The organism is Streptomyces mangrovi, assembly GCF_900114215.1.
In the GTDB taxonomy this organism is placed as follows: domain Bacteria; phylum Actinomycetota; class Actinomycetes; order Streptomycetales; family Streptomycetaceae; genus Streptomyces; species Streptomyces barkulensis.
This window is the reverse complement of record NZ_FOSG01000009.1, coordinates 64,984-90,930: the sequence shown is the minus strand read 5'-3', so window position 1 is coordinate 90,930 and position 25,947 is coordinate 64,984. Positions and strand designations below refer to the sequence as shown.

The 25,947-nt window shown below is 73.3% G+C and carries 19 protein-coding genes; 16 read left to right on the top strand and 3 right to left on the bottom strand.

Features of this window, described 5'->3' with window-relative positions; all coding sequences use genetic code 11:
• Positions 1-440: 440 nt before the first annotated feature.
• The 9 genes from BM237_RS14750 (at position 441) to BM237_RS14710 (ending at position 16,073) form a co-directional block, all read left to right on the top strand.
• Positions 441-4,385, top strand: a complete 3,945-nt coding sequence (locus BM237_RS14750) for a non-ribosomal peptide synthetase (RefSeq protein WP_175541013.1) — start codon at positions 441-443, stop codon at positions 4,383-4,385.
• The gene (locus BM237_RS14745; protein WP_245793628.1) at positions 4,382-9,961 is read left to right on the top strand and encodes a non-ribosomal peptide synthetase; all 5,580 of its coding nucleotides are present in this window, start codon (positions 4,382-4,384) and stop codon (positions 9,959-9,961) included. Before BM237_RS14750 ends, BM237_RS14745 begins: the two co-directional genes overlap by 4 nt.
• Positions 9,958-11,073 carry a saccharopine dehydrogenase NADP-binding domain-containing protein gene (locus BM237_RS14740; protein WP_175541012.1) on the top strand — a complete coding sequence of 372 codons (1,116 nt, stop codon included), beginning with the start codon at positions 9,958-9,960 and terminating at the stop codon, positions 11,071-11,073. Before BM237_RS14745 ends, BM237_RS14740 begins: the two co-directional genes overlap by 4 nt.
• Positions 11,070-12,170, top strand: a complete 1,101-nt coding sequence (locus BM237_RS14735; protein ID WP_093850095.1) for a Gfo/Idh/MocA family oxidoreductase — start codon at positions 11,070-11,072, stop codon at positions 12,168-12,170. The genes BM237_RS14740 and BM237_RS14735 overlap by 4 nt, the downstream gene beginning before the upstream one ends.
• Positions 12,161-13,018 (top strand): thioesterase II family protein, encoded by an 858-nt coding sequence (locus tag BM237_RS14730; RefSeq protein WP_093850094.1) that lies wholly within the window; start codon positions 12,161-12,163, stop codon positions 13,016-13,018. Before BM237_RS14735 ends, BM237_RS14730 begins: the two co-directional genes overlap by 10 nt.
• A gap of 104 nt (positions 13,019-13,122) precedes the next feature.
• Entirely contained in the window at positions 13,123-13,512 is a 390-nt protein-coding gene (locus BM237_RS14725; protein ID WP_093850093.1) for a nuclear transport factor 2 family protein, read from the top strand.
• Positions 13,513-13,564: 52 nt separating this feature from the next.
• Entirely contained in the window at positions 13,565-14,521 is a 957-nt protein-coding gene (locus tag BM237_RS14720; RefSeq protein ID WP_093850092.1) for an ATP-binding cassette domain-containing protein, read from the top strand.
• Complete coding sequence (locus tag BM237_RS14715; protein ID WP_093850091.1) at positions 14,518-15,324, top strand: ABC transporter permease; 807 nt, start codon at positions 14,518-14,520, stop codon at positions 15,322-15,324. Before BM237_RS14720 ends, BM237_RS14715 begins: the two co-directional genes overlap by 4 nt.
• Positions 15,321-16,073, top strand: a complete 753-nt coding sequence (locus BM237_RS14710; protein ID WP_093850090.1) for an ABC transporter permease — start codon at positions 15,321-15,323, stop codon at positions 16,071-16,073. The genes BM237_RS14715 and BM237_RS14710 overlap by 4 nt, the downstream gene beginning before the upstream one ends.
• A gap of 75 nt (positions 16,074-16,148) precedes the next feature.
• On the opposite strand, the gene BM237_RS14705 is transcribed toward BM237_RS14710, so the two are convergent.
• Complete coding sequence (locus BM237_RS14705; RefSeq protein WP_217655869.1) at positions 16,149-16,748, bottom strand: methyltransferase domain-containing protein; 600 nt, start codon at positions 16,746-16,748, stop codon at positions 16,149-16,151.
• A gap of 171 nt (positions 16,749-16,919) precedes the next feature.
• On the opposite strand from BM237_RS14705, the gene BM237_RS14700 reads away from it, so the two are divergent.
• Genes BM237_RS14700 through BM237_RS29945 form a run of 5 tightly spaced genes read left to right on the top strand, consistent with a single transcriptional unit; the run spans position 16,920 to position 22,230 of the window.
• On the top strand, positions 16,920-17,585 hold the full coding sequence (locus BM237_RS14700) for a pyridoxine/pyridoxamine 5'-phosphate oxidase (protein ID WP_245793643.1): 666 nt from the start codon (positions 16,920-16,922) through the stop codon (positions 17,583-17,585).
• Positions 17,582-18,766, top strand: coding sequence for a 3-deoxy-7-phosphoheptulonate synthase (locus BM237_RS14695; protein ID WP_093850088.1), 1,185 nt, complete (start codon positions 17,582-17,584; stop codon positions 18,764-18,766). Before BM237_RS14700 ends, BM237_RS14695 begins: the two co-directional genes overlap by 4 nt.
• Before the next feature lie 22 nt (positions 18,767-18,788).
• The gene (locus BM237_RS14690) at positions 18,789-19,427 is read left to right on the top strand and encodes a DUF2461 domain-containing protein (protein WP_093850087.1); all 639 of its coding nucleotides are present in this window, start codon (positions 18,789-18,791) and stop codon (positions 19,425-19,427) included.
• On the top strand, positions 19,427-21,052 hold the full coding sequence (locus BM237_RS29950) for a (2,3-dihydroxybenzoyl)adenylate synthase (RefSeq protein ID WP_245793627.1): 1,626 nt from the start codon (positions 19,427-19,429) through the stop codon (positions 21,050-21,052). The genes BM237_RS14690 and BM237_RS29950 overlap by 1 nt, the downstream gene beginning before the upstream one ends.
• Positions 21,049-22,230: an FAD-dependent monooxygenase gene (locus tag BM237_RS29945; RefSeq protein WP_240957837.1), complete on the top strand. Its 1,182-nt coding sequence runs from the start codon at positions 21,049-21,051 to the stop codon at positions 22,228-22,230. Before BM237_RS29950 ends, BM237_RS29945 begins: the two co-directional genes overlap by 4 nt.
• Before the next feature lie 37 nt (positions 22,231-22,267).
• On the opposite strand, the gene BM237_RS14680 is transcribed toward BM237_RS29945, so the two are convergent.
• A complete protein-coding gene (locus BM237_RS14680; RefSeq protein WP_093850086.1) occupies positions 22,268-22,930 on the bottom strand; it encodes a ThuA domain-containing protein in 663 nt (220 codons plus the stop codon).
• A 49-nt stretch (positions 22,931-22,979) separates the two neighbouring features.
• Here BM237_RS14680 and BM237_RS14675 point away from each other — a divergent pair, with 49 nt between their 5' ends.
• Together BM237_RS14675 and BM237_RS14670 are read left to right on the top strand one after the other, a co-directional pair.
• The gene (locus tag BM237_RS14675) at positions 22,980-23,372 is read left to right on the top strand and encodes a VOC family protein (protein WP_093850085.1); all 393 of its coding nucleotides are present in this window, start codon (positions 22,980-22,982) and stop codon (positions 23,370-23,372) included.
• Entirely contained in the window at positions 23,369-23,812 is a 444-nt protein-coding gene (locus tag BM237_RS14670) for an NUDIX hydrolase (protein ID WP_240957840.1), read from the top strand. Before BM237_RS14675 ends, BM237_RS14670 begins: the two co-directional genes overlap by 4 nt.
• 109 nt (positions 23,813-23,921) lie before the next feature.
• On the opposite strand, the gene BM237_RS14665 is transcribed toward BM237_RS14670, so the two are convergent.
• Entirely contained in the window at positions 23,922-25,838 is a 1,917-nt protein-coding gene (locus BM237_RS14665; RefSeq protein WP_093850084.1) for an ABC transporter ATP-binding protein, read from the bottom strand.
• Positions 25,839-25,947: the final 109 nt, after the last annotated feature.

Sequence of the window (25,947 nt, the reverse complement as noted above, 5' to 3'; positions counted from 1 at the left end):
CGGCCCTCCGGAGAACGGCCGGAGGGCTCCGGGCGTTCCGGTGACCCGCTCCGTGCCGCCGCCCGGCCCCCACCGCGCCGACGGGGAACCGAGGGTCCGCGGGCCGTACCAGAACTGCGTCATGGCGAATCACCGATTCCTGCGTGATCGAGAATTGAGAATGCGCGGAATCCAACAAGGACAACGGGACGGAAATTAGACATCCGGCCGTCCGCGGTCAAGTGCGCTTTCCGACTGCCCGACCGGCTACCGGTTGGCGCGAAGAAGTTCCTCACACATCGCATCCAGCTGAATACTCTCAGAATAAGACCAGGTGGGAGCGGGTGCTGTAACTGCCCATGTACCCGTTCGGGTACCTCTGGAATACCCTTTCGGGTGCCTTCCGGTGAGACTTTTGCGCCGTATTGAAAGAGGCTCCTCGCTATGCCAACGTAAACCGCATGCCGGACGGACTCCCCCTTGGAAAAGATGCGACGGAAACCCTGCACGGCAGTCGGCCCGATGTCCTGGAACTGGAACGGGCCGAAAACGCGGTGCGGGCCTGCACGGACACGGTCGGCGCCGTCTGCGCGCTGCGGACACACCACGGAGGCGGCCTCACGCTCCTGCTGGAGGCCGGCCCCGGGCTCGAGGAGCGCGACTGGGCGACGTGCACACGTGCCGCGGTCAGGACCATGGTGGCCGAGTGCGGACTGGCACCGGAGACCGTGGGTCTGGTCCGCGCAGGGGCACTCGCCGCGCCGGCCGGAGGGGAACCGGCGAACGCTTCCGCACGGCGGCGGGAGGTGCTGCGTCGCTACCGGTCCGGTGAACTCGAACTGCTCCACCGCCACGACGCGGTGGACCCCGCCCGGCCCTCCGGCTCCTCCTCCACCGGCACCACCGGCACCACCGGCACCACCGACGTCGGCGACGCCGCCGGGCGTCCCGTTCCCGCCGGGGCGCCGGCCCCGCGGTCAGGCGGCCTGCCCGCGCTGACCCTGGAGTCGATGCGCGAGGACGTCGCGCGCTCCGTGGGCGTCACCCCCTCCGCCATCGGCGACGAGGACGACCTCGTCTACCACGGGCTGGACTCCATCCGGCTCATGCAGCTCGTCAACCAGTGGCAACTCGACTCCCTGTCGCTGAAGTTCGCCGACTTCGCCGAGCGTCCTGTTCTCGCCGCCTGGTGGAAGCTGGTCACCGATCGGCGCGAACGGCCGGCCGGCGGGGAGGCCGGCCGGCCGGCGGACGGGTCGGCGGTCGACGAGAGCGAGCCCTTCGCCCTGACACCCGTGCAGCACGCGTACTGGATCGGACGACGCGACGACCAGGTGCTCGGTGGCGTGGCATGCCACTTCTACGTGGAGTTCGACGGCGACCCGCGCGCCCCGGTGGACCCCGGGCTCCTGGAGGGTTCCGTACGGGAGCTGATGCGCCGCCACGCGATGCTGCGGGCCAGGTTCCTGGACGACGGGACCCAGCAGGTGCCGGAGGATCCCGCCTGGCCCGGCCTCACGGTGCACGACCTGCGCGGAGCCGGCGAGGCCGAGGTGGAACGCCATCTGGCCGAGGAGCGGGAGCGCCTCGCGCACCGCCGTCTGGACGTCGACGGCGGTGTGGTGTTCGACGTGCGGCTGTCGCTGCTGCCCGGGGACCGCCACCGCATGCACGTCAACGTGGACCTGCTGGTGGCGGACGTGCTCAGCATCCAGATCCTCTTCCGCGACCTGTCGCGCATCTACCGGGCGGGCGGGGACGCCGACCGGGCCGGGCTGCCGGAACTCGGCTACGGTTTCCCCACCTACCTCGCCCGGGTGGAGGACCGGCGCAGCGCCGACCGGGAACGGGCCCGGGAGTACTGGCACGCCCGCCTCCCCGATCTGCCCGGCGGTCCCCAGCTCCCGGTCTCCGTCGAGCCCTCGTCGATCGCGGCTCCGCGCTTCGTCCGGCGCGACCACCGGCTGGACGCACGGGAGCGGGCCGCGCTGGAGGAACTCGCGCGCCGACACGGGGTCACCGTCCCCGTGCTGCTGGCGACGGCCTACGCCGAGGTCCTCGGCGCCTGGAGCACGGAACCGCGCTTCCTGCTGAACGTCCCGCTGTTCGACCGCTCCGTGCTGGACCCCCACGTCGAGCACCTGGTGGCGGACTTCACCAACCTCGTACCGCTGGAGGTGGACCTGGACTCCGAGACCGGGTTCGGGCAGCGGGCACTGGAACTACAGGCCCGCCTGCGATCCGACATGGCCCATTCCGAGTACACCGGGGTGGAGGTCCTCCGCGATCTGGCGCGGTCGCGCACGGACGGGGCCCCTCCTCCCTCGGTGGTGTTCACCAGCGCCGTCGGCATGGGCGACCTGGTCGGCCAGGAGACGCAGGAGGCGTTCGGCCGGCTCGGCTGGATGCTGTCGCAGACGCCGCAGGTGTGGCTGGACCACCAGGTGATCGAGCAGGACGGCGGCCTGCTGCTGGTGTGGGACGCGGTCGAGGAACTCTTCCCGCCCGGCGTCCTGGACGCCATGTTCACCACCTACACCCGCCTGCTCGACCACCTCGGCGACCACGACTGGAACACCCCCCTGCCCCCACTGCTCCCACCCGAGCAGCGCCTCGTCCGCGCCACCGCCAACGACACCACCGGCCCCCTGCCCGACACCCTCCTGCACGACGGCTTCTTCACCCACGCCGCCCGCACCCCCCACCGCACCGCCCTGCTCACCCCCGACGGCCACACCACCTACCACGACCTCGCCGACCAGGCCCTGCGCATCGCCACAACCCTGCTGGACCGCGGCACCACCCCGGGCGAACCGATCGCCGTCACCCTCCCCAAGGGACCCGACCAGATCGCCGCCGTCCTCGGCATCCTGGCCGCCGGAGCCGCCTACGTCCCCGTCGGCGTCGACCAGCCACCCGAACGCCGCAAACGGATCTACCAACGCGCCGGAGTACGCACCGTGCTGACGGGAGAGACCGCGGACGAACAGCCCGGAGAACCGGCGACGGTGCCCCTGGCCGACTGCGCCGCCTCCGCCCCGCTGGACGCACCCCTGCCCCAGGACCCCGACACCCTGGCCTATGTGATCTTCACATCGGGATCCACCGGCGAACCCAAGGGCGTGGCCGTCTCCCACCGCGCCGCCATGAACACCATCACCGACCTCAACGACCGCTGCCACGTCACCGCCGACGACCGCGTCCTGGCCCTGTCCGCCCTGGACTTCGATCTCTCCGTCTACGACACCTTCGGCCTGCTCACCGCCGGCGGCACCCTCATCCTCCCCCACCACGACCACCGCACCGACCCCGACCACTGGCACCACCTCGCCCACACCCACCACCCCACCATCTGGAACACCGTCCCAGCCCTGCTGGACATGCTCCTGACCACCACCACCGACGACCACCCCCTACCCCCCACCCTCCGCCTCGCCCTCGTCTCCGGCGACTGGATCCCCCTCGACCTCCACCCCCGCCTCACCCACCACCTCCCCCACTGCACCCTCATCGCCCTCGGCGGCGCCACCGAAGCCGGCATCTGGTCCAACCACCACCACATCACCACCATCCCCCCGCACTGGACCTCCATCCCCTACGGCCGCCCCCTGCGCAACCAGCACTACCGCGTCGTCAACCACCACGGACACGACGCCCCCGACTGGGTCCCCGGCGAACTGTGGATCGGCGGCCACAGCCTCGCCCTCGGCTACCACAACGACCCCCACACCACCGACCGCAAATTCCCCCACACCCACCACACCCGCTGGTACCGCACCGGAGACCTCGGACGCTACTGGCCCGACGGCACCCTCGAATTCCTCGGCCGCACCGACCACCAAATCAAGATCAACGGCCACCGCATCGAACTCGGCGAAATCGAAACCGCCCTCACCCAACACCCCCACATCACCACCGCCACCGCCCTCAAAACCCCCCACACCCACCAACTCGCAGCCGCCGTCACCCCGGACCCGGAGGCGGCCGGGGACGACTCAGTGCTCGAGGACCTGGAGGACTTCCTCGCCCAGAGGCTGCCCTCCTACGCCATCCCGCAGGTCTGCCTCGTCCTGGACGCCATGCCGCTGACCCCCAACGGCAAGATCGACCGGCGGACGGTGGCCGACCTGTTCTCCGAGGAGCGGTCCGGCGGCGGTTCGCAGCCGCCGCGGGGTCCCGCCGAGGAGGCCGTGGCGGCCGTGTGGGAGGAACTGCTGAACGTCTCCGGCATCCACCGGGACGACAACTTCTTCTCCCTCGGCGGCGACAGCCTCATCGCCACCCGCATGGCCCAGGCGCTGCGTGAGCGCCACGGCGTCGAGGTCACTCTCCGGCAACTCTTCTCGGCTCCGACCGTCGCCGAGACCGCCGCACTGATCGACAGCTTCGAGGAGGGCTCCCTGTGACCCTGTCAGCAGACACTGCCCGTACACCGGAGACCCTGGTGGCGGATCTGCGCGAACGCGGAGTCCAGTTGTGGGAGGACGGGGGACGGCTGAGGTTCAGGGCCCCCCGCGGCGTTCTCACCGACGAGTGGCGCGAGGCGCTGGCCGCCCGCAAGGAGGCCGTCCTGGCGTGCCTGCGGGCGGAGTCGCCGCCGGTCGTCCGCGATCTTGAGCACCGGTACGACCCGTTCCCCCTCACCGACGTGCAGTCCGCGTACCTGCTGGGCCGGCGCGAGGCCTTCGCCTACGGAGGGGTGGGCTGCCAGGTCTACGCGGAGATGGAGTACGCCGAACTCGACCCCGCACGGCTGGAGTCGGCCTGGAACCGGCTCGTCGAGCGGCACGACATGCTGCGCGCGGTGATCTCCCTGGACGGCCACCAACGGGTCCTCCCGGAGGTGCCCGACTACCGGATCGAGGTGACGGACGTACGCGGCGCCTCCCCCGCGGAAGCCCACAGGGCCAGGGCCGAGGTGCGTGCCGCGATGGACCACAGCGTCCACGACCCCGAGCGGTGGCCGCTGTTCGCGCTGCGCGTGACCCTGACCGACGCCTGCGCGGTGCTGCACGTGTCGGTCGACTTCCTGATCGCGGACTACCTCAGCGTGCGGACGCTGATGCGCGAGCTGCGGATGCTCTACGACGGCCTGACGCCGCCCCCGCTCGACATCACCTTCCGCGACTACCTGAGCGCGGCCGCGCGCCGCCGGGAGAGCCCCGCCTACGAGCGTGACCGCCAGTACTGGACACGCCGGCTGGACGAGCTGCCCACCGCCCCGGAACTCCCCGTGCGCGAGGGGGCCGAGTACCTGCCCGGGCGCTTTCACCGGCTGTCCTCGGCCCTCTCCCCGGAGCAGTGGCAGGCGGTCCGCCGGGCCTCCGCCCGGTGGAACCTCACACCGTCCGCGACGGTACTGGCCGCGCTCGCCGAGGTGATCGGCCGGTGGAGCGCGAAGCCGCGGTTCTGCCTCAACCTCACCCTGCTCAACCGGGAGCCGCTGCACCCGCAGGTGGACCGGCTCGTCGGCGACTTCACCACCGTCAGCCCGCTGGCGGTGGACACCGCCCCCCTCTCGCCGTTCGGGGAGCGCGCCCGCGCGCTGCAGCAGCGGATGTGGGAGGACATGGACCACCGGCTCCACAGCGGGGTGGAGGTGATGCGGGAGCTGGCGCGGCGGCGCGGATCCGCCGCGGCGCTGCTGCCCGTGGTCTTCACCAGTACCCTCGGGGCCGCCGGGGACGCCGGCGGCTCCGGGGAGGCCGCCGCGCAGGACGACCCGGCCGAGCGCCCCGTCCACGGGATCAGCCAGACGCCGCAGGTGTGGATCGACGCGCAGGCGGTGGAGTCGGACGGCTGCCTGGACCTGCGCTGGGACGTGCGCGAGGGGGTCCTGCTCCCGGGCGTGGCGGAGGAGATGTTCGACGCGCTGGTGGCACTGCTGCGCCGGCTGGGCGACGACGCGGCCGTCTGGGAGGAGCCCTCCCCGGTCCCGCTGCCGCAGGATCAGCAGCGGCGCCGGGACGCGGCGAACGACACCGCGGCCCCCCTGCCGGACGCGCTGCTCCACGACGACCTGGTGGCCGCCGCGCGGGCGTACCCCGACCGGCCGGCGGTCGTCTCCCGCGGGCGGACCCTGAGTTACGGCGAACTGCTCGACCGGGCGGAGGCGGTGGCCGCACGGCTGCGGGAGGCCGGGTGCACGCCCGGGGAGGTGGTCGGCCTGGTCATGGACAAGGGCTGGGAACAGGTGGCCGGGGCCCTGGGAACCCTGCTGGCCGGCTGCGCCTACCTGCCGCTCGACGCCTCCCAGCCGCGGCTGCGCCGCGACCGGATCCTCGACGACGCCGCGGTCCGCCACGTGCTGGTCCAGTCGTGGTCCCTGCCGGTGGACGACTGCGGTCGGCACGCCGTCGCGGTGGACACACTCGACGTCCGCGGACGGGACGGCGAAGGCGCCGGGGCCCCGCCCGCCGGCCCGGACGACCTGGCGTACGTCGTCTACACCTCCGGATCGACCGGTGCGCCCAAGGGGGTGATGGTCTCGCACCGGGCGGCCCTCAACACGCTGCGGGACGTCAACCGGCGGTTCGACGTCACCGCGGAGGACCGTGTGCTCGGCCTGGCGGGCATGGGCTTCGACCTGTCGGTGTACGACGTGTTCGGCGTGCTGGGCGCCGGCGGCACCCTCGTGCTGCCCGACCCGGAGCGGCGCGCCGACCCCTCGCACTGGGCGCAGCTGCTCGCCGAGCACCGGGTGACCGTGTGGAACTCCGTCCCCGCCCAGCTCCAGTTGCTGGAGGACTACCTCGCCGTCGAGCCCGTCGCCGGTCTGGACGCACTGCGGCTGGCCCTGCTCAGCGGCGACTGGATCCCCGTGACCCTGCCCGACCGGGTCCGCCGCCGCCTGCCCGGCCTGCGGCCGGTGAGTCTCGGCGGCGCGACCGAGGCGGCCGTGTGGTCCATCGCCCACCCCGTCGGCGAGGTGGATCCGGCCTGGCGCAGCATCCCGTACGGCAAGCCGCTGGCCAACCAGACCTTCCACGTCCTGGACCCGTGGCTGCGGCCCTGCCCGGAGCACGTGCCCGGCGAGCTGTACATCGGCGGGGCCGGCCTCGCCCTGGGATACCTGGGCGACGCGGAGAGGACCGCCGAGCGGTTCGTGCACCACCCCCGCACCGGTGAGCGGCTGTACCGCACCGGGGACAGGGGGGTGTACGGCGATGACGGCGTCATCGAGTTCCTCGGCCGGCAGGACCGCCAGGTCAAGATCCGGGGTCACCGGATCGAGCTGGCCGAGACCGAGGCGGCCCTCTCCTCCCACCCGGCCGTGGTGTCGGCCCACGCGCTGGTCGACGGCGACGGGCCGCTGGAGCGCCGCCTGCTGGCGTACGCCCGGCTGGCCACCGGGGCGCGGCCGGTACCGGACCGCGGCACCGAGCGGTTCCTGGCGGCGGCCTCGGCCCGCGGGGACGCCGCGGTCCGGGACGTCGACCCCGCCGAGCTGGCGGAGTTCATGCGGCGGCTGGACCGGGCCGGCCTGCTGGCCATGCTGCACGCCTTCAACCGGCAGGGCCTGTTCCGGTCGCCCGGCGACCGCCACACCGTGCCCGAGGTGCTGGAGGCGACGGCGGCGGCGCCCTGCCACCACCGGCTGGTGCGCCGCTGGCTGAAGTCCCTCACCGAGGAGGGCCTGCTCACCCGCCACGGCGACGCCTACGCGGCGGCCGGGCCCGTCGGCGGGGAGGACCTGGACGCGGCGTGGCGCGAGGTGGACGCGCTCCAGCGCGAGGAGTGGTACAAGGCCGACCTCATCGGCTACTTCCGCACCTGCGCCGAGCGACTGCCCGAACTGCTGCGCGACGAGATCGATCCGCTGCCGCTGCTCTTCCCCGAGGGAGGGCTGGACCTCTCCTACGCCGCCTACCGCGACAACGTCCTCAGCCGCTACGTCAACCACGCCGTCGTCGGGCTGGTCCGCGAGCTGGCCGCGTCGCACGAGGGGCCACTGCGGCTGCTGGAGGTGGGCGCGGGCGTCGGCGGGACCAGCACCGTGCTCGTCCCGGAGATCGCCGACACCGATGTGCGCTACCTCTTCACCGACGTGTCGCAGTTCTTCCTGGGCGAGGCCCGGCGACGTTTCGGCGACCGTGTCGACTACGGCCTGTTCGACATCAACGGCGACGCGCGGGAGCAGGGCCGGCTCCCGAACTCGCAGGACGTGGTGCTGTGCGCCAACGTCCTGCACAACGCCCGGCATGTGGGCACCGTCCTGGCGCGGCTGCGCGAACTGCTGGCTCCCGGGGGGTGGCTGGTCTTCATCGAGACCACGCGGGAGAACGTGCAGATCATGACCTCGATGGAGTTCATGATGCCCGACAGGGATCCGGCCAAGTGGGACTACGAGGACCTGCGCCGGGGGCGGGACCAGACCTTCCTCGACTCCGGGCAGTGGCGGCGCCTGCTCCGGGAGGCCGGCGCGGACACCGTCCTGGAACTGCCGCACGCCGACGGCGTGACGGCACCGCTGGGGCAGCGCGTCTTCGCGGCCCGTTTCAAGGCGGACCGGATCCCCGTGCGCCCCGAGGACGTGCTGGAGCACGCCGCCCGGCGCGTCCCGGAGTACATGCTGCCCGCACGGCTCGAACTCCTCGACGACCTGCCGCTGACCGCCAACGGCAAGACCGACACCGCGGTGCTGCGCGGCTGGGCACAACGGCACCGCGCCCCCGACGGCACCGAACTGCCCGGCGGAGCGGAGCACCTGGACGACCTGGAGCGGCGCGTCGCCGCCGTGTGGGCCGACCTGCTGCGGCTGCCCCGGGTGGGGCGCGACGACGACTTCTACCGGCTGGGCGGGGACTCGCTGCTGGTGGCGCGGCTGGCGGGGCGTGTCCGCGAGGAGATCCCCGAGGCGGCCGGGCTGCTGTACGACACGGTGCTGCGCGCCGTGCTGAGCCGTCCGACGGTGGCCGCCCTGGCGGAGTTCCTGCGCGACTCCCGCGAGCACACCGAAGGCGCCGGCGGGGACGGCCCGGCCGACTCGCCGCTGGTCCCGCTCGGCGGCGCCGGTCCCTCCGGGTCCGGCGCGGAGGGACCGGAGGGAGCCGGGGACGCGGCGATGCGCGTGCTGGTCCACGACGGGATGGGCACGCTGGCCGCCTACCGGCCGCTGATACCGCTGCTGGACGGACCGGGCCCGCTGGTGGGGCTCGCCGTCCCCGCGCACGAGCCGTACGCGCGGGAGGATCCCGAGGACCTCATCGTGCGGCGTGCGGCCCACTACACGCGCTGCCTGCTGGAGACCGGGCACACCCGCTTCCAGGTCGTCGGCTACTGCATGGGCGGGCTGCTGGCCACGGAGGTCGCCCGGCAGCTGGCCGAGTCGGGGGCGCTGGTGGAGAACCTGACCATCGTGAGCAGTTACGCACTGCCCCACACCATTGAGGACGAACTGGTGCTGGAGTACGTCTTCGCGCGGCTGCTGAACGCCGACACCGAGGAGCTCGGCTATCCCGACGACGCCGCGACCGCGCACGTCTTCCGGGCGGTGCTGGAGCGCACACCCGGCCGGGTGCCCTCCGGATCCCCGGACTCCCTGACCGGGGACCTCGTGGTGGAGGAGGCGGCACGCAGGTTCGCCGCGCTGCGGAAGGTGCCGCAGCGGGAGCGGCTCGCCGCGATCGGCCGCGCGGCACGCGGCGACGGCGAGAGCGGGGGCGGGGGCGGCGAGAGCGGGGGCGACGGATTCCCGATGGACCTGGAGGCGGTCTACTCCCTGTACCGCACGAGCATGACGGCGGTCACCCGGCACCGGGCCATGCCGTACGCGGGCGATGTCGTCCTGCTGCGCGAGGACGAGGCGACCGGCTTCCTGCCCTGGCTGCGGGCGGACATGACGGAGTTCTGGGGGGAACTGTGCCTGGGTGAGCTCGAGATCGTCGACGTGCCCGGCGACCACTTCTCCTGTATGCGCCCGCCGCACGTCGGCCGTGTCGCGCGCGAGCTGGACCGGCTGCACCGGGGAGGCGGCCGGTGACCGCCGTGCTCGGTCTGCTCGGCTCCGGTGGTGCCGTCGGAGGACATCTCGCCCCTCTGCTGGCGGACAGTGGCGCCCGGGTGCTGCTGGGCGGCCGCGACCGGGCGCGGCTGGAGCGGTCGCCCGGTCATGAGCGGGTGGTGGTCGACGTGGACGACCCGCACGGTCTGGAACGGTTCGCCAGGAGGTGCGACGTGGTCGTGGACTGCACGGGGCCCGCCCGGCGCACGGCGCCCCGGGTGCTGCGCGCCGCGCTGGCCGGGGGCGCGCACTACGTGGGCGCGTCGGGCGAGGAACTGCTCGACGCGCCGGAGTCCGAGGAGTTCGGGGAACCGGACGGAGGGCTGTGCGCGGTGCTGGGCGCGGGGATGGTGCCCGGTCTCTCGGCACTGCTGCCCCGCGCGCTGGCCACCGGCCTCGACCGGCCGAAGCGGCTGGTCGCGTACGTCGGCGGCCGGGACCGCTTCACCTGGGCATCGGCACAGGACTACGTGGCCGGCGCCCGGGACGGCGGCGGGCGCTCCCTCGGCGCGTGGTCCGGCGGGCGCCGGGTGCCCGGCGCCCTGGCCCCGCTCACCGACGCGGAGCTGCCCTTCTTCCCCGGGCCCGTCACGGCGTACCCGTTCCTCAGCGCCGAGACGGAGCGGCTGGCCCGGGACCTGGGGCTGGCCGAGGCCCACTGGTACAACGTCTTCGACGGCGGGCACGCGCTGCGCGCGCTGTCCTCCCCCTCGGACGGAGACCTGCGGGAGGCGGCCGGGCGGCTGGTCCGCGCCGCGGAACTGGACCTGTTCGGCCGCACGCCGTACCAGCTCATGGTCTTCCGGCTGGAGGGGGAGCGCGACGGCCGCCCCCACCGCCGGACCCTGGTGCTGCGGGCCGACGACAGCTACGCGCTCACCGCCGCGTTCACCGCGTTCGTCGTCCGGTGTGTACTGGCCGGGGAGGTGACGCCCGGTCCGCTTCCGGCGGACGAGGCCGTCGACGCCCGTACGGCTTTGGACCGGCTGGCCGCCATGCCGGGGATCGGCCGCCCGCGGATCATCGAGGACACCCCGCCGGCGGAGGAAGAGGAAGAGGACGCCCCGCCGGTGGAGGAGGGAGTGCTGTGACGGCGAACGTGGTGGTCTGCGGGACCGGGTTCGGCCGGGTCTACCTGCGTGCGCTGGAGGCCGGCGGCCCGGACGCGCCGCGGGGAGCCGGGGACCTGCGGCTGACCGGTGTCCTCGCCCGCGGCAGCGAGCGGTCGCGGGCCTGCGCCGAACGCGCGGGCGTGCCCCTGTACACCGATCCCGGGCAGTTGCCGGCCGACACCGACATCGCCGTGGTCGCGGTGTACGCCGGAGTGAACGGCGGGCCCGGGAGCGAGCTGGCCCGGCAGTTGATGGAGCGGGGCGTCCACGTCCTGCAGGAGGGGCCGCTGCACCACGACGAGTTGGCGCAGTCGCTGCGTGTGGCGCGCCGGGCGGGGGTGGTCTTCCGGGTCAGTACCCACTACGTGCGGGTCGAGCCGGTGCGGAGGTTCATCGCCGCGGCCCGCAGGCTCGCCGCCCGCCGGCCGGTGCTCTACGCCGACGCGGCCTGCGGACTCCAGGTCTTCTACCACCTGTTCGACATCCTGCGGCTGGCCCTGGGCGGACTGCGGCCGTGGTCCTTCGACGACGCGCGGCCCACCCCGGTGTTCCACACCCTGACCGGGACGGTGCGCGACGTACCGCTGACCCTGCGCGTGCAGAACCAGCTGAACCCGTCGGATCCGGACAACCACGCCCATCTGCTGCACCGGATCACGCTCGGTACGGACGGCGGCAGTCTGACGTTGTCCGACACCCACGGGCCGCTGCTGTGGAGCCCGCGCCCCCACTTCCCGTCCGGGGAGCGGTCGCTGACGCGGCTGGAGGAGGCGGCGGCCGACCATCTCGACCATGCCGCGACCACCCCGCTGGGCGATGCCGCGGCCCCCAGCTACCGGGAGGTCGTGGGGAGACTGTGGCCGGACGCCGCGCTGCGCGCGCTGACGGAACTGCACGAGGCCGTGCGCGAGGGGCGCCATCCGCTGGCCGAGGGGCACGCCCAACTCGCCGTCTCGCACGCCTGGCGGGACGCCGCCGTGCGGCTGGGCCCGCCGGAACTGACCGACGGGGCGGCCGTGAGGCCGATCGGCGCCGGGGAACTGGCCGGGGAACCGGAGGTGCCGCGATGCGCCTGAACCGGACGACGCGGATCGTCACCGGCCCCGACCGGGGCGAGGAGGAGCGGCGGCGCTGGCTGCGCCCGCTGGACGGACAGGGTTCCGGCTCCCGGTCCGGTTCCGGTTCCGGTTCCGGACAGCGGATCAGGCTGGTCTGCTTCCCCCACGCGGGGGGCGCCGCGGGCTCCTTCCGGCCCTTCGCGCCGCTGCTCCCCGGCGGCGTCGAGCTGCTGGCGGTGCAGTACCCCGGACGCCACGACCGCACCGGGGAGCCGTGCGCGACCCGGATGGAGGAGTTGGCGGGTCCCCTCGCCGCGGCCCTGGCCCCCGTCTCCGGGGACGGTCTGGTGCTGCTGGGGCACAGCATGGGGGCCGCGGTCGCGGCGGAGGTCGCCGCACGGCTGGAGGAGCACACCGGAAGGCCGTTGCTGCGGCTGTTCGTTTCCGGTCGCCCCGCCCCGGGGACCCGTGACCCCGTGTCGGTGCACGAGGGAGGGGACGAAGCCCTGCTGGCGGATCTGAGGCGACTGGGCGGCACGGACGAGGCGCTGTTCTCGGACCCGGCGCTGCGGAGTCTCGTCCTGCCGTCGCTGCGGGCGGACTACCGGCTGATCGAGACCTACCGGCCGCCGGAGGGCCGCCGGCTGCGCACCCCGCTCACCGCGCTGACCGGGGACAGTGACCCCGAGGTGACTCCCGAGGAGGCACAGGCGTGGCGGTCCCGCTCGTCGGGCCCGTTCCGTCTGCACGTCTTCCCCGGAGGCCACTTCTACCTGCTGGAGCGCCCTGTGGCGGTGCTGGGAGCCGTACTGGCGGACCTGGGCCGCGGAGCCCCGGCGGGTCTGGAGTGGCCGTCCACCCCCTGAGAACGGCGCCGTGGCCGCCGCGAGTCGGTGGGGACGGCGAGGGGCCGGGGGGGAACAATGAAAAGAAGCGGGACAGAAGCGAAGAAGAAAGGAACAAGCCAAAAATGACCGAAATCGACCGAAACACCATGGAGAAGGAACTCTTCGCCCTGGAGGAAGCGGGCTGGGAGGCCATCTCCTCCGCGAACGGCGACTTCTACCGGCGACTCGTCACCCCGGAAACCCTCGTGGTCGAGCACGACGGAGTGGCCACGGGCGACGACCTGGTGGCCGAGATCGACGGCAACGAGTCACCGTTCGAGAACTTCAGGCTGGACGACCGCCGCCTCGTCCCGCTGTCGCCGGACTCCGCCGTCGTCACCTACCGGGCCACCGCCGACGTCACCGGAAGGGGCACCTTCAGGTTGTACATGTCCAGCGTCTGGGTACGCCGGGAGGAAGGCTGGAAGCTGATGTTCCATCAGCAGACCCCCGCCTCCCAGCAGGAGGGGTGAGAAAGGCCGGCGGACTCGCGAGGGAAATGACCGACGGGCGGGAGGAAGACGATTGCCTGGGGCCGGAATCGAGGTCGAGGGACTCCGCAAACGCTACGGGGAGAAGACCGCGCTGGAGGATGTGACGTTCTCGGTGGCCCCGGGCACCCTGCTCGGTCTGCTGGGGCACAACGGTGCGGGGAAGACCACCGCCATCGACTGCCTGACCACCCTGCTGCGTCCCGACGGCGGGCACGCGCGGGTGGCGGGGCACGACGTGGTGGCCGAGCCGGAGGAGGTGCGCCGTTCCATCGCGCTCACCGGCCAGTTCGCCGCGCTGGACGAGGTGCTGACCGGGCGGGAGAACCTGGTCCTCTTCGGGCGCCTGCTGCGGCTCGGCTCCCGGAACGCCGCCCGGCGGGCCGACGAGCTCCTGGAGCGGTTCCGCCTGTCGGACGCCGGCGGCCGGCCGGTCAGGGAGTACTCCGGCGGCATGCGCAGGCGGCTGGACCTGGCGGCCGGCCTCGTCGTCGACCGCCCCGTGCTCTTCCTCGACGAGCCCACCACCGGACTCGACCCCCGCAGCCGCGAGGAGGTGTGGAGCGTCGTGGAGGAACTCCGGCAGGGAGGCACCACGACACTGCTGACCACCCAGTACCTGGAGGAGGCCGACCGGCTGGCGGACCGGGTGGTGGTGCTCGGATCGGGGCGGGTCACGGCCGAGGGCACACCCGGCGAGCTCAAGGACCGGGTCGGCGGCCGGGTCTGCGAGGTGAAGGTGGCTCCGGAACGGCACGAGGAGGCCGCGGCGGCGCTGCGGAGGTCCCTGGAGGAGGTGTCGGGGCAGAACGGCACCCTGGTGGTACCGGCGCCTCGCACCTCGGTGGTGACGCAGGTGCTCGGCCTCCTGGAGCGCGAGGGCGTGGACCCGGAGAACGTCACCCTCCGCAAGCCGAGTCTGAACGAGGTGTTCTTCGCCCTCACCGACCCCGGGGCCGTCCCCGGCCCTGCGGAGGAAAGCCGTACATGACGACGACGAAGGAACGCCCCCGTGCCGGGGCGTCGACCGAACACGGCGCCGGCAACCTCGCCGCACAGGGCCTGGTGCTGGCCGCACGGAACCTGCGGCGCGGCGCGAACGCGCAGTCGGTGGTGGTCTACGCGGTCTTCCCGCTGGTCTTCGTCTTCGGCTTCCTGATGCTCTTCGGCAGGGTCTTCGAGGAGCGGGGGCTGGACTACGCCCAGTTCCTCACCCCCGCGATCGTCGTCCAGTGGATGTTCACCGTCGCCAACACCTCGGGGGTGGCCACGGCCTCCGACCGGGAATCGGGGATGCTGTCCCGGTGCCGGTGGATGCCCGTCAACCGGGGCGCGTTCGTCGCGGGGCGGCTGGTCTCGGACGTCGTCTGGGTGCTGGTGGCCGTCGTGGTCATCGGCGCGGCGGGCCATCTGGCGGGCTTCCGCTTCCAGGGCCCGGTCCTCGCGGTCGCCGGCTTCGTAGCACTGGCCGTCGCGTTCGCCCTGACCCTGACGGCGGCCACCACGGCCGTCGGCCTGGTCTCGGCGGGTCCCGAGGCGGCCTCGGCGACGCTGAACCTGCCGTATCTGGTCCTGATCCTGCTGTCGACGGCCTTCGTGCCCGCCTCGGCCTTCCCGGACTGGCTGGAGCCCGCCGTCAGGGCGTCACCGGTCTCCTCGGTCATCGACGCCCTTCGATCACTGGCGTCCGCCTCGCCGTCGGCCGGGGAGGTGTGGCCGGCCCTGGCCTGGATCGCCGGTCTGCTGGCCGTCGGCGTGTGGGCGGCCACCAAGGCGTTCGGGAGGGCGCGATGACGGTCGTGTTCGAAGCGTCGGTGCTCGCCGGGCGCAACATCAGGCGGTTCCTGCGCAGCCCGCAACTGCTGGGCGATGCGCTGGCGTTCCCCCTGATCCTGCTGGTGGCGCTGTACGTGATGTTCCAGGAGGTGGTCGGCGGCGCCGGGGACGAGCCCTACATCGCCCGGCTGACCCCGGGGATCGCCCTGTTCAGCGTGGCGTACAGCTGCACCGGGACGGCGGTCGGGTTCTACGGCGACCTGCGCGGCGGCTTCCAGGACCGGCTGCGCACTCTGCCCATCGGGCGCTCCGCGGGGCTGCTGGGCCGTGTCACCGGCGATCTGGTCAAGTTCGTCCTGGTGACGGCGGTCACGGTACTGGTGGGCTTTCTGCTCGGTTTCCGTTTCGAACGCGGCGCGGTGGCCGCGGTGGGCTTCCTGCTCGTGGTGCTGGCGTTCGCCTCGATCTTCCTGTGGCTCGCGGTGGTGACCGCTCTGTCGGCCGGCAGCCGGGAGACGGCCTCGGGGCTGCTGAACGCCCCGGTCACACTGCTGCTGCTGCTGTCGACGACGCTGGTGCCGGCCGAGGCGTTCCCCGGGTTCGTGCAGCCGGTGGTGCGCGCGAACCCGCTGTCGTGCGCCCACGGCGCGCTGATGGGACTGTCCTCGGGCGGACCGGTGCTGGTGCCCGTGCTGCAGACGCTGGCCTGGGTCGTCGCGGCCACCGCCGTGCTGGTGCCGCTGGCGGTACGGCTCGGCAGGAGATGACGGCGCGGGCCGCCCCCGCCGCTCCCCCGGGCGCCGGCCCGCCGGGCCGGGAGGGAGCGGCGGAGGCGCCGGACGTCAGACGGGGAGGAGTTCGAGCAGTTCGTACCGCAGCTCCCCGTCCGGGTAGACGCCGACGGCACGGCGGCGCGGCACCGGCGACCATCCGTGCTCCCGGGCCACCCGTTCCAGCAGCTCGTCGTCGCCGAGGTCGGTGAAGCCCAGCAGCACTCTTCCGCCGGGATTGAGGTGATCGCGGACCCCGTCGAAGAACTTCCGGTGCGTGGCGTAACCGGGATCGCAGAACGCCAGGTCGAGCATGGCGTCCCGGTCCGTCTCCGGCCCCCGCGGGGCCGCCGGATCCCCGAAGGAGGCCTCCACGAAATTCGAATTCCAGAAGACCACGTCATAGCGGTCGTTCTCGGTGAGCGGCTCGAACATGTCGCCGCACAACACGGTGACCCGGTCGGAAACCCCGTGCCGTTCGGCGTTCTTCCGGGTGTTCTCGGCGGATACCGGACCGATGTCGATCGCGGTCACACGGTCACATCCCCGATGTGCGGCGGTCACCGCTATATATCCGGTGCCGCTGCCGATCTCGCAGAGGGAGCCGCCGACGGGATAGGGAACCCATTCCGCGTAGAGCAGGGCGGACGGTGTCAGATTCGGGGCGTACACACCGGGAAGGAGGTCCCATTCCTGGCCACCGAGACGGAATGTCCGGGGCTCGGTGATCTCCCGGTGGCGTTCCCTGAGACGGAGCACTCGTTCACGATCACGCGTTTCCACAGTCTTCCTCCTCCTTCTTTTCCGAAGGAAGCATACGCAAGAAGGGATGTCACGTTGAGAGTGGAAAGGATCCGGGAGAAGAATCCCGTTCAGGAGGGCACGGAGCAGCGGCGCGACCGGCTGATGAGGGAGGGAATGGGCGACGCGGACGCGGTGGGCGATCCGCTGGTCCGGTTCCGCGACTGGCACCGGGAGTGGGCCCGGACACGTCCCCACGACGCGGCGGCCGCGGTTCTGGCGACGGCGGACGCCGAGGGCAGGCCGACGGCGCGTTTCGTCGATCTCGCCCGCACCGACCACGGATTCGTCTTCTTCACCGGCCACCGCAGCCGCAAGGCCCTGGACCTGGCGGTGAACCCGTGTGCGCAACTGTGCTTCGGCTGGCTCGAACTGGGCCGCCAGGTCCGTGCGGCGGGCCCGGTGGAGCGCCTGGACCCACTGGCCTGCGACGACCACTACACCCGGCTGCCGCGTACCGTGCAGCTCCTGGCCTGGGCCACCGACCAGCGGGCCGTGGTGTCCGGCTCCGATGCGGTGCGGGACGCCGTCGCGTCCGCCGCCGAGCGGTTCGCGGGTCAGGAGGTACCGCGGCCCGAGGGGTGGGGTGGTTTCCGCCTGGTCCCCGAGAACGTCGAGTTCTGGCAGGACCGCGCCGACCACGTACCCGACCGACTGCGCTATCAGCTCACCGACGGCGGCTGGTCGCGGCAGTGGATAGCGCCGTGACCCCCACGGCGCCGGCCGGGGTCAGGAGGGCACGGCAGCAGCCGCCGTGGCCCGATGGGGACGAACTCGCTCAGGTGGAGGACGAGTTGGCCGCCCGTCCCGGTCTGGTCACCGAGGGCGAGTGCACGGCGCTGCTGGCCGCTCTGGCGCGTGCCGCGCGTGGTGAGGCACTGGTGCTGCAGGCCGGCGACTGCGCCGAGCGGTTCGCGGACGCGGCGCCGGCCGCCGTCGACCGGCGCGCGGAGTACCTCTACTCGCTGGCCGACGCGATGAGCACGGCGTCGGGGCTGCCGGTGGTGCCGCTGGGCCGGATGGCGGGCCAGTACGCCAAACCCCGCTCCGCCAATTCCGAGACCCGCGCGGACGGCGTACGGCTGCCCGTCTACCGGGGCGACGCCGTGAACGGGCCCGAGGCCGAGCCGCCGGCCCGCTCCTGCGATCCGCGGCGGCTGCTCGCCGCGTACGACCATGCCGCCGCCGTCCTCGGCCGGGTGCGCGCCACCTGGCACGGCCGGCCGGCGGGCAGGCGGCTGTACGTCTCGCACGAAGGGCTGCTGTGCGCCTACGAGTCCCCCCTGGAGCGCCGGGGAGCGGGCGGGGTCCACGCCTCCTCGGCGCACTCGGTGTGGATCGGTGACCGTACCCGGGCCCTGGACGGCTGGCACGTGGAGTGGGCGGCGGGACTGGGCAATCCCGTCGGCGTCAAGCTCGGGCCCTCGGTCACCCCGGCCGAGGCGGTACGGCTCAGCCGTGCCCTCAACCCGGCGGGCGTGGAGGGGAAACTGCTGTTCATCGTCCGCCTGGGCGCCGGTCCCGCGCGCAGGCTGCTGCCCGGCCTGGTCGCCGAGGTGGCCCGCCGGGGCGCACCGGTGGTGTGGCTGTGCGATCCCCTGCACGGCAACACCTGGCGGCTGCGCTCGGGGCGGAAGACCCGGCCCATGGAGGCGGTACGGGACGAGGTCTCGGTGTTCACCCGGATCGTGCGCGCCCACCGGCAGTGGCCCGCCGGACTGCATCTGGAGACGACCCCCGAGGACGTCACCGAGTGCGTCTCCGCACAGGACCACACGCCCGTTCCGTCCTTGCGTGTCGCCTTCCCCCGCTACACCAGCGCTTGCGACCCTCGGCTCAATCCCGGGCAGACGGCCGATGTCCTGGCCCGGTTCACCCAATCGCTGTGAAGCACCCGCCCGAGGAGACGATGTGAAGTTCCAGGGTTTCCCCGACCGCGCGTTCGAGTTCTACGCCGGTCTGGAGAAGGACAACTCGAAGGAGTACTGGCACAGCCTCAAGGACGTCTACGACACGTGTGTGCGCACGCCCGTGGAGGCCCTGGCCGAGGCACTCGAGGAACGGTACGGCCCCGTGAAGGTGTGGCGGCCCCAGCGCGACGTCCGCTTCTCGAACGACAAGTCGCCGTACAAGACCTACCAGGGGATCACCGCCGGCTCGACGGACAGCATCGGGTACTACGCGCAGCTGTCCGCGGAGGGGCTGCGGCTGGGCGCCGGGTTCCACGGCGGCACCGAGCAGCTCGGCCGCTACCGGGAGGCGCTGGACGACGACCGGCACGGACCGGAGCTGGAGCGGATCGTGCGGAAGCTGGAGCGGAACGGCTGGAGCCTGGTGGGGGAACGGCTCAAGACGCGGCCCCGCGGCTTCCCCGCCGACCACCCCCGGCTGGAGCTGCTGCGGTACCGCTCGCTCGGCGCGGAGCGGCTGCATCCGCCGGCCGAACTGCACGACCCAAAGGCGCTGGACCTGGTGAGGAAGGGCTGGTCCGGGCTCAAACCGCTGACCGACTGGCTGGAGACCCGGGTGTCCGGGGAAGGGAGGCCGTGATGCTGGAGGGATGTGTGCCCTGGCCCGAGGAGTTCGCGCACCGGTACCGGGAGGCGGGCCACTGGCGCGGTGAGCTGCTGGGGGACCTGGTGCGCCCGTGGGCACGGCGCGATCCGGCGCGCACCGCGCTGGTCGGCGGCGGGGTGCGGTGGTCCTACGCCGAACTGGACCGGCGCGCGGACCGGCTGGCCGCCGGGCTGGCCGCCCGGGGGATGGCCCCGCGGGAGCGGGTGGTGGTGCAGCTTCCCAACGTGCCGGAACTCGTGGTGCTGTGCCTGGCTCTCTTCCGGCTCGGCGCGCTGCCGGTGTTCGCGCTGCCCGCGCACCGCGAGAGCGAACTGCGCCATCTGCTGGAGGCGTCCGCCGCCTCCTGGCTGGTGGTTCCGGACCGCTACCTCGGCGAGGACCACCGGGTCCTGGCGCGGCGGGTCGAAGAGGTCGGAGGAGTCGGGCGCGAACGGGTGCTGGTGGCCGGGGACGCCGAGGAGTTCACGGCCCTGGGCGACGCCGACGCGGACCCGGCCCCCCTGCCTCCCCCGGACCCCGGCGACGTGGCGCTGTTCCTGCTGTCGGGCGGGACCACCGGGCTGCCCAAACTCATTCCGCGCACACACCAGGACTACGTCTACAACCTGCGCGTCACCGCCCAGAACGCCCGGCTCGGCCCCGGCGACGCGTACCTGGCGGTGCTGCCCGTGGCGCACAACTACGCCCTGGGCTGCCCCGGTGCGCTGGGCACCCTGCACACGGGCGGCAAGGTGGTCCTCGCTCCCACCCCGAGCATCGACGACACCTTCCCCCTCGTCGAGCGCGAACGGGTCACCGTCACCGGCCTCGTGCCCCCGCTGGCCCTGCTGTGGAAGGATGCCGCCGCGGCCCTGTCCGCCGACCTGTCCAGCCTGCGCCTGGTCCAGGTCGGCGGTGCGAAGTTCGGCGCCGAGGCGGCACGGGCCTTCGGGCCGGCGCTGGGATGCTCGCTGCAGCAGTCCTTCGGCATGGCCGAGGGGCTGCTGTGCCAGTCCGCCCCGGACGATCCGCCGGAGGTCGTCGCCACGACACAGGGCAGGCCGCTCTCGCCCGCCGACGAGATACGTGTCGTGGACTCCCGGGGGGCGGACGTCGCGCCCGGCGAGCCGGGCGAGTTGCTGACCCGCGGCCCCTACACCATCCGCGGCTACTACCGGGCCGAGGAGCACAACGCGGTCGCCTTCACCCCGGACGGCTTCTTCCGGACCGGCGACCTCGTCCGGCTCCTGCCCGGGGGACACCTGGTGGTCGAGGGCCGGATCAAGGACCAGATCAACCGGGGCGGCGACAAGATAGCCGCCGAGGAGTTGGAGAACCATCTGCTCGCCCACCCGCGGATCCACGACTGCGCGGTGGTGGCGACGCCGGACGCGCTGCTCGGCGAGCGGGTGTGCGCCTTCGTCGTGCCGCGCGGGGAACACGCCCCCGACCGTGCGGAGGTGACGCGGTTCCTGCGGGAGCGGGGGGTGGCCGCCTTCAAGCTGCCGGACCGGGTGGAGCGGGCCGGCTCACTGCCCCGTACCGCCGTCGGCAAGGTGGACAAGAACACGCTGCGGTCGGCGGCGCGGCGGACGTCCGAAGCGGGAGGCGCCGCGTGATCGTGGTGGGTGCGGGGCCGGTCGGGCTGACGGCGGCGCTCGCGCTGCGTGCCCGCGGCCGGGAGGTGACGCTGCTGGAGGCCGATCCCGAGGACAGGCGGCGGCCGGGCAGCAGGGCGCTGTTCGTGCACGGCGGGACCCTGCGTCTGCTGGACCGCGTCGCGCCGGGCCTGGGGGCCCGCATCGCCGCGTACGGCGTGGTGTGGCCGGAGCGCAGGACCCTCTACCGCGGCCGGGAGGTCTACGCCCGGACCTACCCCCCGCGTCCGGCGGGCGGGAGGCTCCCGCCGTTCACCAGCCTGCGCCAGGTGGACACCGAGCGGTTCCTGCTGGAGGCCTGCGCGGCGGCCGGGGTGCGCATCGTGTGGGACGCGCCCGTCCGCGACGTCCGTTCCGCGTCCGGCGGTGTGACCGTCTCGGCGGAGGACGGGAGGTCCTGGCGGGCCCCGTACGTGATCGCCGCCGACGGGGCGCGGTCGGCGGTACGCAGATCCCTGGGCATCGCCATGGAGGGGCCGAGGCCGCCGGGGTTCCACGTCGTGGTGGACCTCGCGGACGGCGGCCGGGCCCCGTTGCCGTCGGCCAGGATCTTCCACTACGAGCATCCCGGGGCGGCGGGGCGCAGCGTGATGCTGGTGCCGTTCGCCGGCGGCCTCCAGGTGGACCTGCAGTGCCGTGAGCGCGACGACCCCGACTTCTTCGCCACGCCCGAGGGGGTGCGGGAGTGGCTGCCGCACGTGCTGCCCGCGCCGTGCTCCGAGCATCTGCTGTGGGTCGCGCGCTACCGGTTCCGTCTGGTGGTGGCCGACGCCTTCACCGACGTGCGGCGGCGGGTGCTCCTGGCCGGAGAGGCCGCCCACCTGTTCCCGCCCTTCGGCGCCCGCGGCATGAACAGCGGCATGGCCGACGCCGTGGCGGCGGCCGACGCCGTGGCCGACGCGGAGGCCGCACGGGATCGGGACCCGGTGCAACGGTTCGCCGAGGAGCGACGGGCCGCCGCGCTCCACAACCGGGCCGCCGCGGGCGAGGCGCTGCGGCACCTGCGTCCGGGAGGGGCACGGCGGCTGCGCCAGCGGGTGTCCGCCGCGCTGGCGCCCCGGGTGCCCTCCCTCGGGCGGTGGCTGGAGACGGCTCCCTACGGGCCGAGGTCCGGGCCGACGGCGAGGAGCAGGTACTGAACCCCCGTCCGGCCCGCTCCGGCGCGGTGGCCCGGGATCACGGCACGAGCCGGGCCGCCCACGCCAGGCCGCCGAGCAGATGGCCCCGGAAGGCGGGATCGGCGTAGGCCTCGGGGCTGTGGCCGAGGGCGGTGTAGAACGAGCGCCCCCCGGTGTTCTCGTGGCACCACGCCAGCGGGTGGTCCTCCCCCATCCCGCCGCCCTCGTAGGTGGACTCGTCGGCGCGGACCAGCACCCGCACCCGGCCGCGCGGACTGGCCCGGAAGTCGTACCACTCGTCGGTGAACGGCCAGGCGGCGCCCAGGTGCGCGGTGGCCGGGTGGTCGCGGTCCTCCACCACCGCCACGCCCGGCTGGAGTTCGGGATGCCGCTCGAAACGGGCGCCGAGCAGTTCGCCGTACCAGGGCCAGTCGTACTCGGTGGTGGCCGCGGCGTGCACACCGACGAAGGCGCCGCCGGCGGCCGCGTACTCCCGCAGCGCCTCGCGGCTTTCGGGGGTCAGCACCTCGCCGCTGGTGGAGAGGGAGACCACCGCGCGGCAGCCGTCCAGCGCGGCGGTGAGGACACCGGGGTCCTCGGTGGCCTCGACGGTGAGGCCCAGGCCGCCGCCGAGATCGCGGAAGGCCTCGACCCCGTGCGGGATGGAGTCGTGCCGGTAGCCGGTGGTCCGGGTGAAGACGAGGATCCGTTCAGCGTTCATGGCTCCATGATCCCCCGCCCCGGTACCGCGCCGGACTACGCTCGTCGGCATGCCAGCACGTATCAAGGACCTGGTCGTGGACGCCGCGGACCACCAGGCGCTCGCCGACTGGTGGTGTGCCGCACTGGGGTACGAGCGCCGCAGGCCGCTGGGCCAGCCTCCCCCGCCGGCGGAGTGGGCGGTGGCCATCCACCATCCGCAGGACGCCGGGCCGGTGATCTGGTTCACCCCGGTGCCGGATCCCGCGGCCGGCCGGAACCGGGTGCGCTTCGACGTGTGGGGCGACACCGGCGAGTTCCTCGCACTGGGGGCCACCATGGTGCGGCGGCATGACGAGGACACCGGGTGGGACGTCCTGGCCGACCCGGAGGGCAACGAGTTCGGCGTGTTCGCCCCGCGTTCCCCGGGGCTCCATCTCTCGGGCGGGAGGACCACCCTGTGACGGGCGCCGCCGACTCCATACCCGGTTCGCCCGGCCCCGTACGAAGGCTCATCGACACGGTGGCGTGGGTGCATCTGCGCGACGGCGTGATCCTGGGCGCCCGTACGCGCGGCAAGGATCTCTTCTACATCCCGGGCGGCAAGCGCCATGCCGGGGAGAGCGACGAGCAGACCCTGCTGCGGGAGGTCGAGGAGGAGTTGACCGTGGCGATCGTGCCGGGCACGGTCGCCCATGTGGGCACGTACGAGGCCCCGGTGGACGCGGACAGCCCTCAGGTGGTGGTGCGGATGGCCTGCTACACCGGCGACTACCGCGGCACGCTCGCCGCCGCCGGCGAGATCGAGGAGATCCGCCTGCTGTCGTACGCCGACCGCGATCTGGTACCGCCGGTGGACCAGCTGGTCTTCGACGAACTGCACGCCGCGGGGAGGCTGTCGTGACCGCTCCCGCCGCGGAACCGCGCGAGACCGTGCCCGGCGACCTGCCCCCCTCTTCCGCTTCCGGCTCGCCCCGGAGGCCAACACGCGCTGGTGCTGCGCTGACGGTGGCTCAGGCGGGGGCGGTCTCGACCGCTCCGGGGCCGGATCCGGCCGGACCCGCCGTCTTGGGGCCCGCCGTCTCCGGTCCGGCCGGATCGGGCCCCGCCGCCCGGGACCCCGCCGAATCGGGGAGGACGGCGTCGCGCCGCAGCAGGGCCGCGTAGCGCCCGTCGCGCGCGATGAGCTCGTCGTGGGTGCCGCGCTCGGCGATCCGGCCGCCGTCGAGGACGACGATCTGGTCGGCGTCGCGGATGGTCGACAGACGGTGGGCGATCGTCAGCGTGGTGCGGCCCGCGGCCAGCGCGTCGACGGCCCGCTGGACCGCCTGCTCGGTGCGGGTGTCCAGGGCGCTGGTGGCCTCGTCGAGGATGAGGACGGGCGGGTCGCGCAGAATGGTGCGGGCGAGGGCCAGGCGCTGCTTCTCGCCTCCGGAGAAGCGGTATCCGCGCTCGCCGACGAGGGTGTCGTAGCCCTCGGGCAGCGAGGCGATGTGCTCGTGGATCTGGGCGGCGCGGGCCGCGGCCTCGATCTCGGCGTCGGTGGCACCGGGGCGGGCGAAGCGGAGGTTGTCGGCGACGGACGCGTGGAAGAGGTAGGTCTCCTGCGACACCACGCCCACCGTCCGGGCCAGGGAGTCGAAGTCCAGCTCCCGTACGTCGACGCCGTCGATGGTGACCCGGCCTCCGGTGACGTCGTACAGCCGGGGCACCAGATAGCTCAGTGTGCTCTTGCCGGATCCGGTGGCGCCGACGACGGCGAGGCTGCTGCCCGCCGGGACGGTCAGATCGATGCCGCCGAGCGTGGGGGTGGCCGAGTCGGGGTCGTAGGAGAAGCTGACGTCCTCGAAGCGGACCTCGCCGCGTGCCCGCCCCAGCCTCACGGGCCGGGCGGGCTCGGTGATGTCCACCGGCAGGTCCAGGTACTCGAAGATGCGCTGGAAGAGCGCGAGCGAGGTCTGCACCTGCACGCCGGTGCTCAGCAGGGAGACGGTCGGGCGCAGCAGGCCCTGCTGGAGGGTGACGAAGGCGACCAGGGTGCCGATGGAGAAGGCCGGGCCGCCGAGGTGGAGGAGCAGCCCGGCCGCCCAGTACAGCAGCGCCGGGATGGCCGCCATGATGATGCCGATGACCGACATCCGCCAGCGTCCGGCCATGTTGGAGCGGATCTCCAGGTCCGCCAGCCGTTCCGACTCCTCGGAGAAGGAGCGGGTGAGGGAGTCGGCGCGGCCCATGGTGCGGCCCAGCAGGATGCCGCTGACCGACAGCGACTCGGTCACCATCGCCGACATCGCCGCCATCTGCTTCTGCCGCCGGGTGGCGATCTTCTTGCGCTCCCGGCCCACCCTGCGGCTTATCCAGACGAACAGCGGCATCAGCAGCAGGGAGACGAGGGTGAGCCGCCAGTCCAGCACCAGCATGGCCACGATCGTCGCCACCACGCTGGTGAGGTTGGAGACCAGGGAAGTCGCGGTGGAGGTGACCGTGGCCTGCATTCCCCCGATGTCGTTGGCGATGCGGGACTGGACCTCGCCGGTGCGGGTGCGGGTGAAGAACGCCAGGGGCATCCGCTGGAGCTTGGCGTAGACCCCGGTGCGCAGGTCGTGCATGACGTGCTGGCCGACGGTGGTGCTGATCAGCGTCTGGAGGACGTTGAAGACGCTGGTCAGCACCGCCGTGGCGATCATGCCGAGGGCGAGCAGGGACAGCAGGCCGGTGCGCTGCTCGGGGATGGCCACGTCGAGGATCTCGCGCAGCAGGAACGGCGAGGCGACCGACACCAGCGAGGAGGCGCCGACCAGCAGTCCGACCACGGCCAGCCGCCCGCGGTAGGGGCGGAAGAGGCGCAGGATGCGGCGGATCTGGGCGGGCGGCTGCGGCTCGTCCTTCTCCCTCCGCGGTGGGGTCCAGTCGGGTTCGTCGCGGTGCAATGCACTCCTTCGGCGGTCGGCGGGGGCGGCGGGCCCGCCCGGCGGGCGGCCGGCCCCGGCTCACCAGCCTACGGTCGCCCGCCCGCCCGGTGCCCGTCCGCGCCACCCG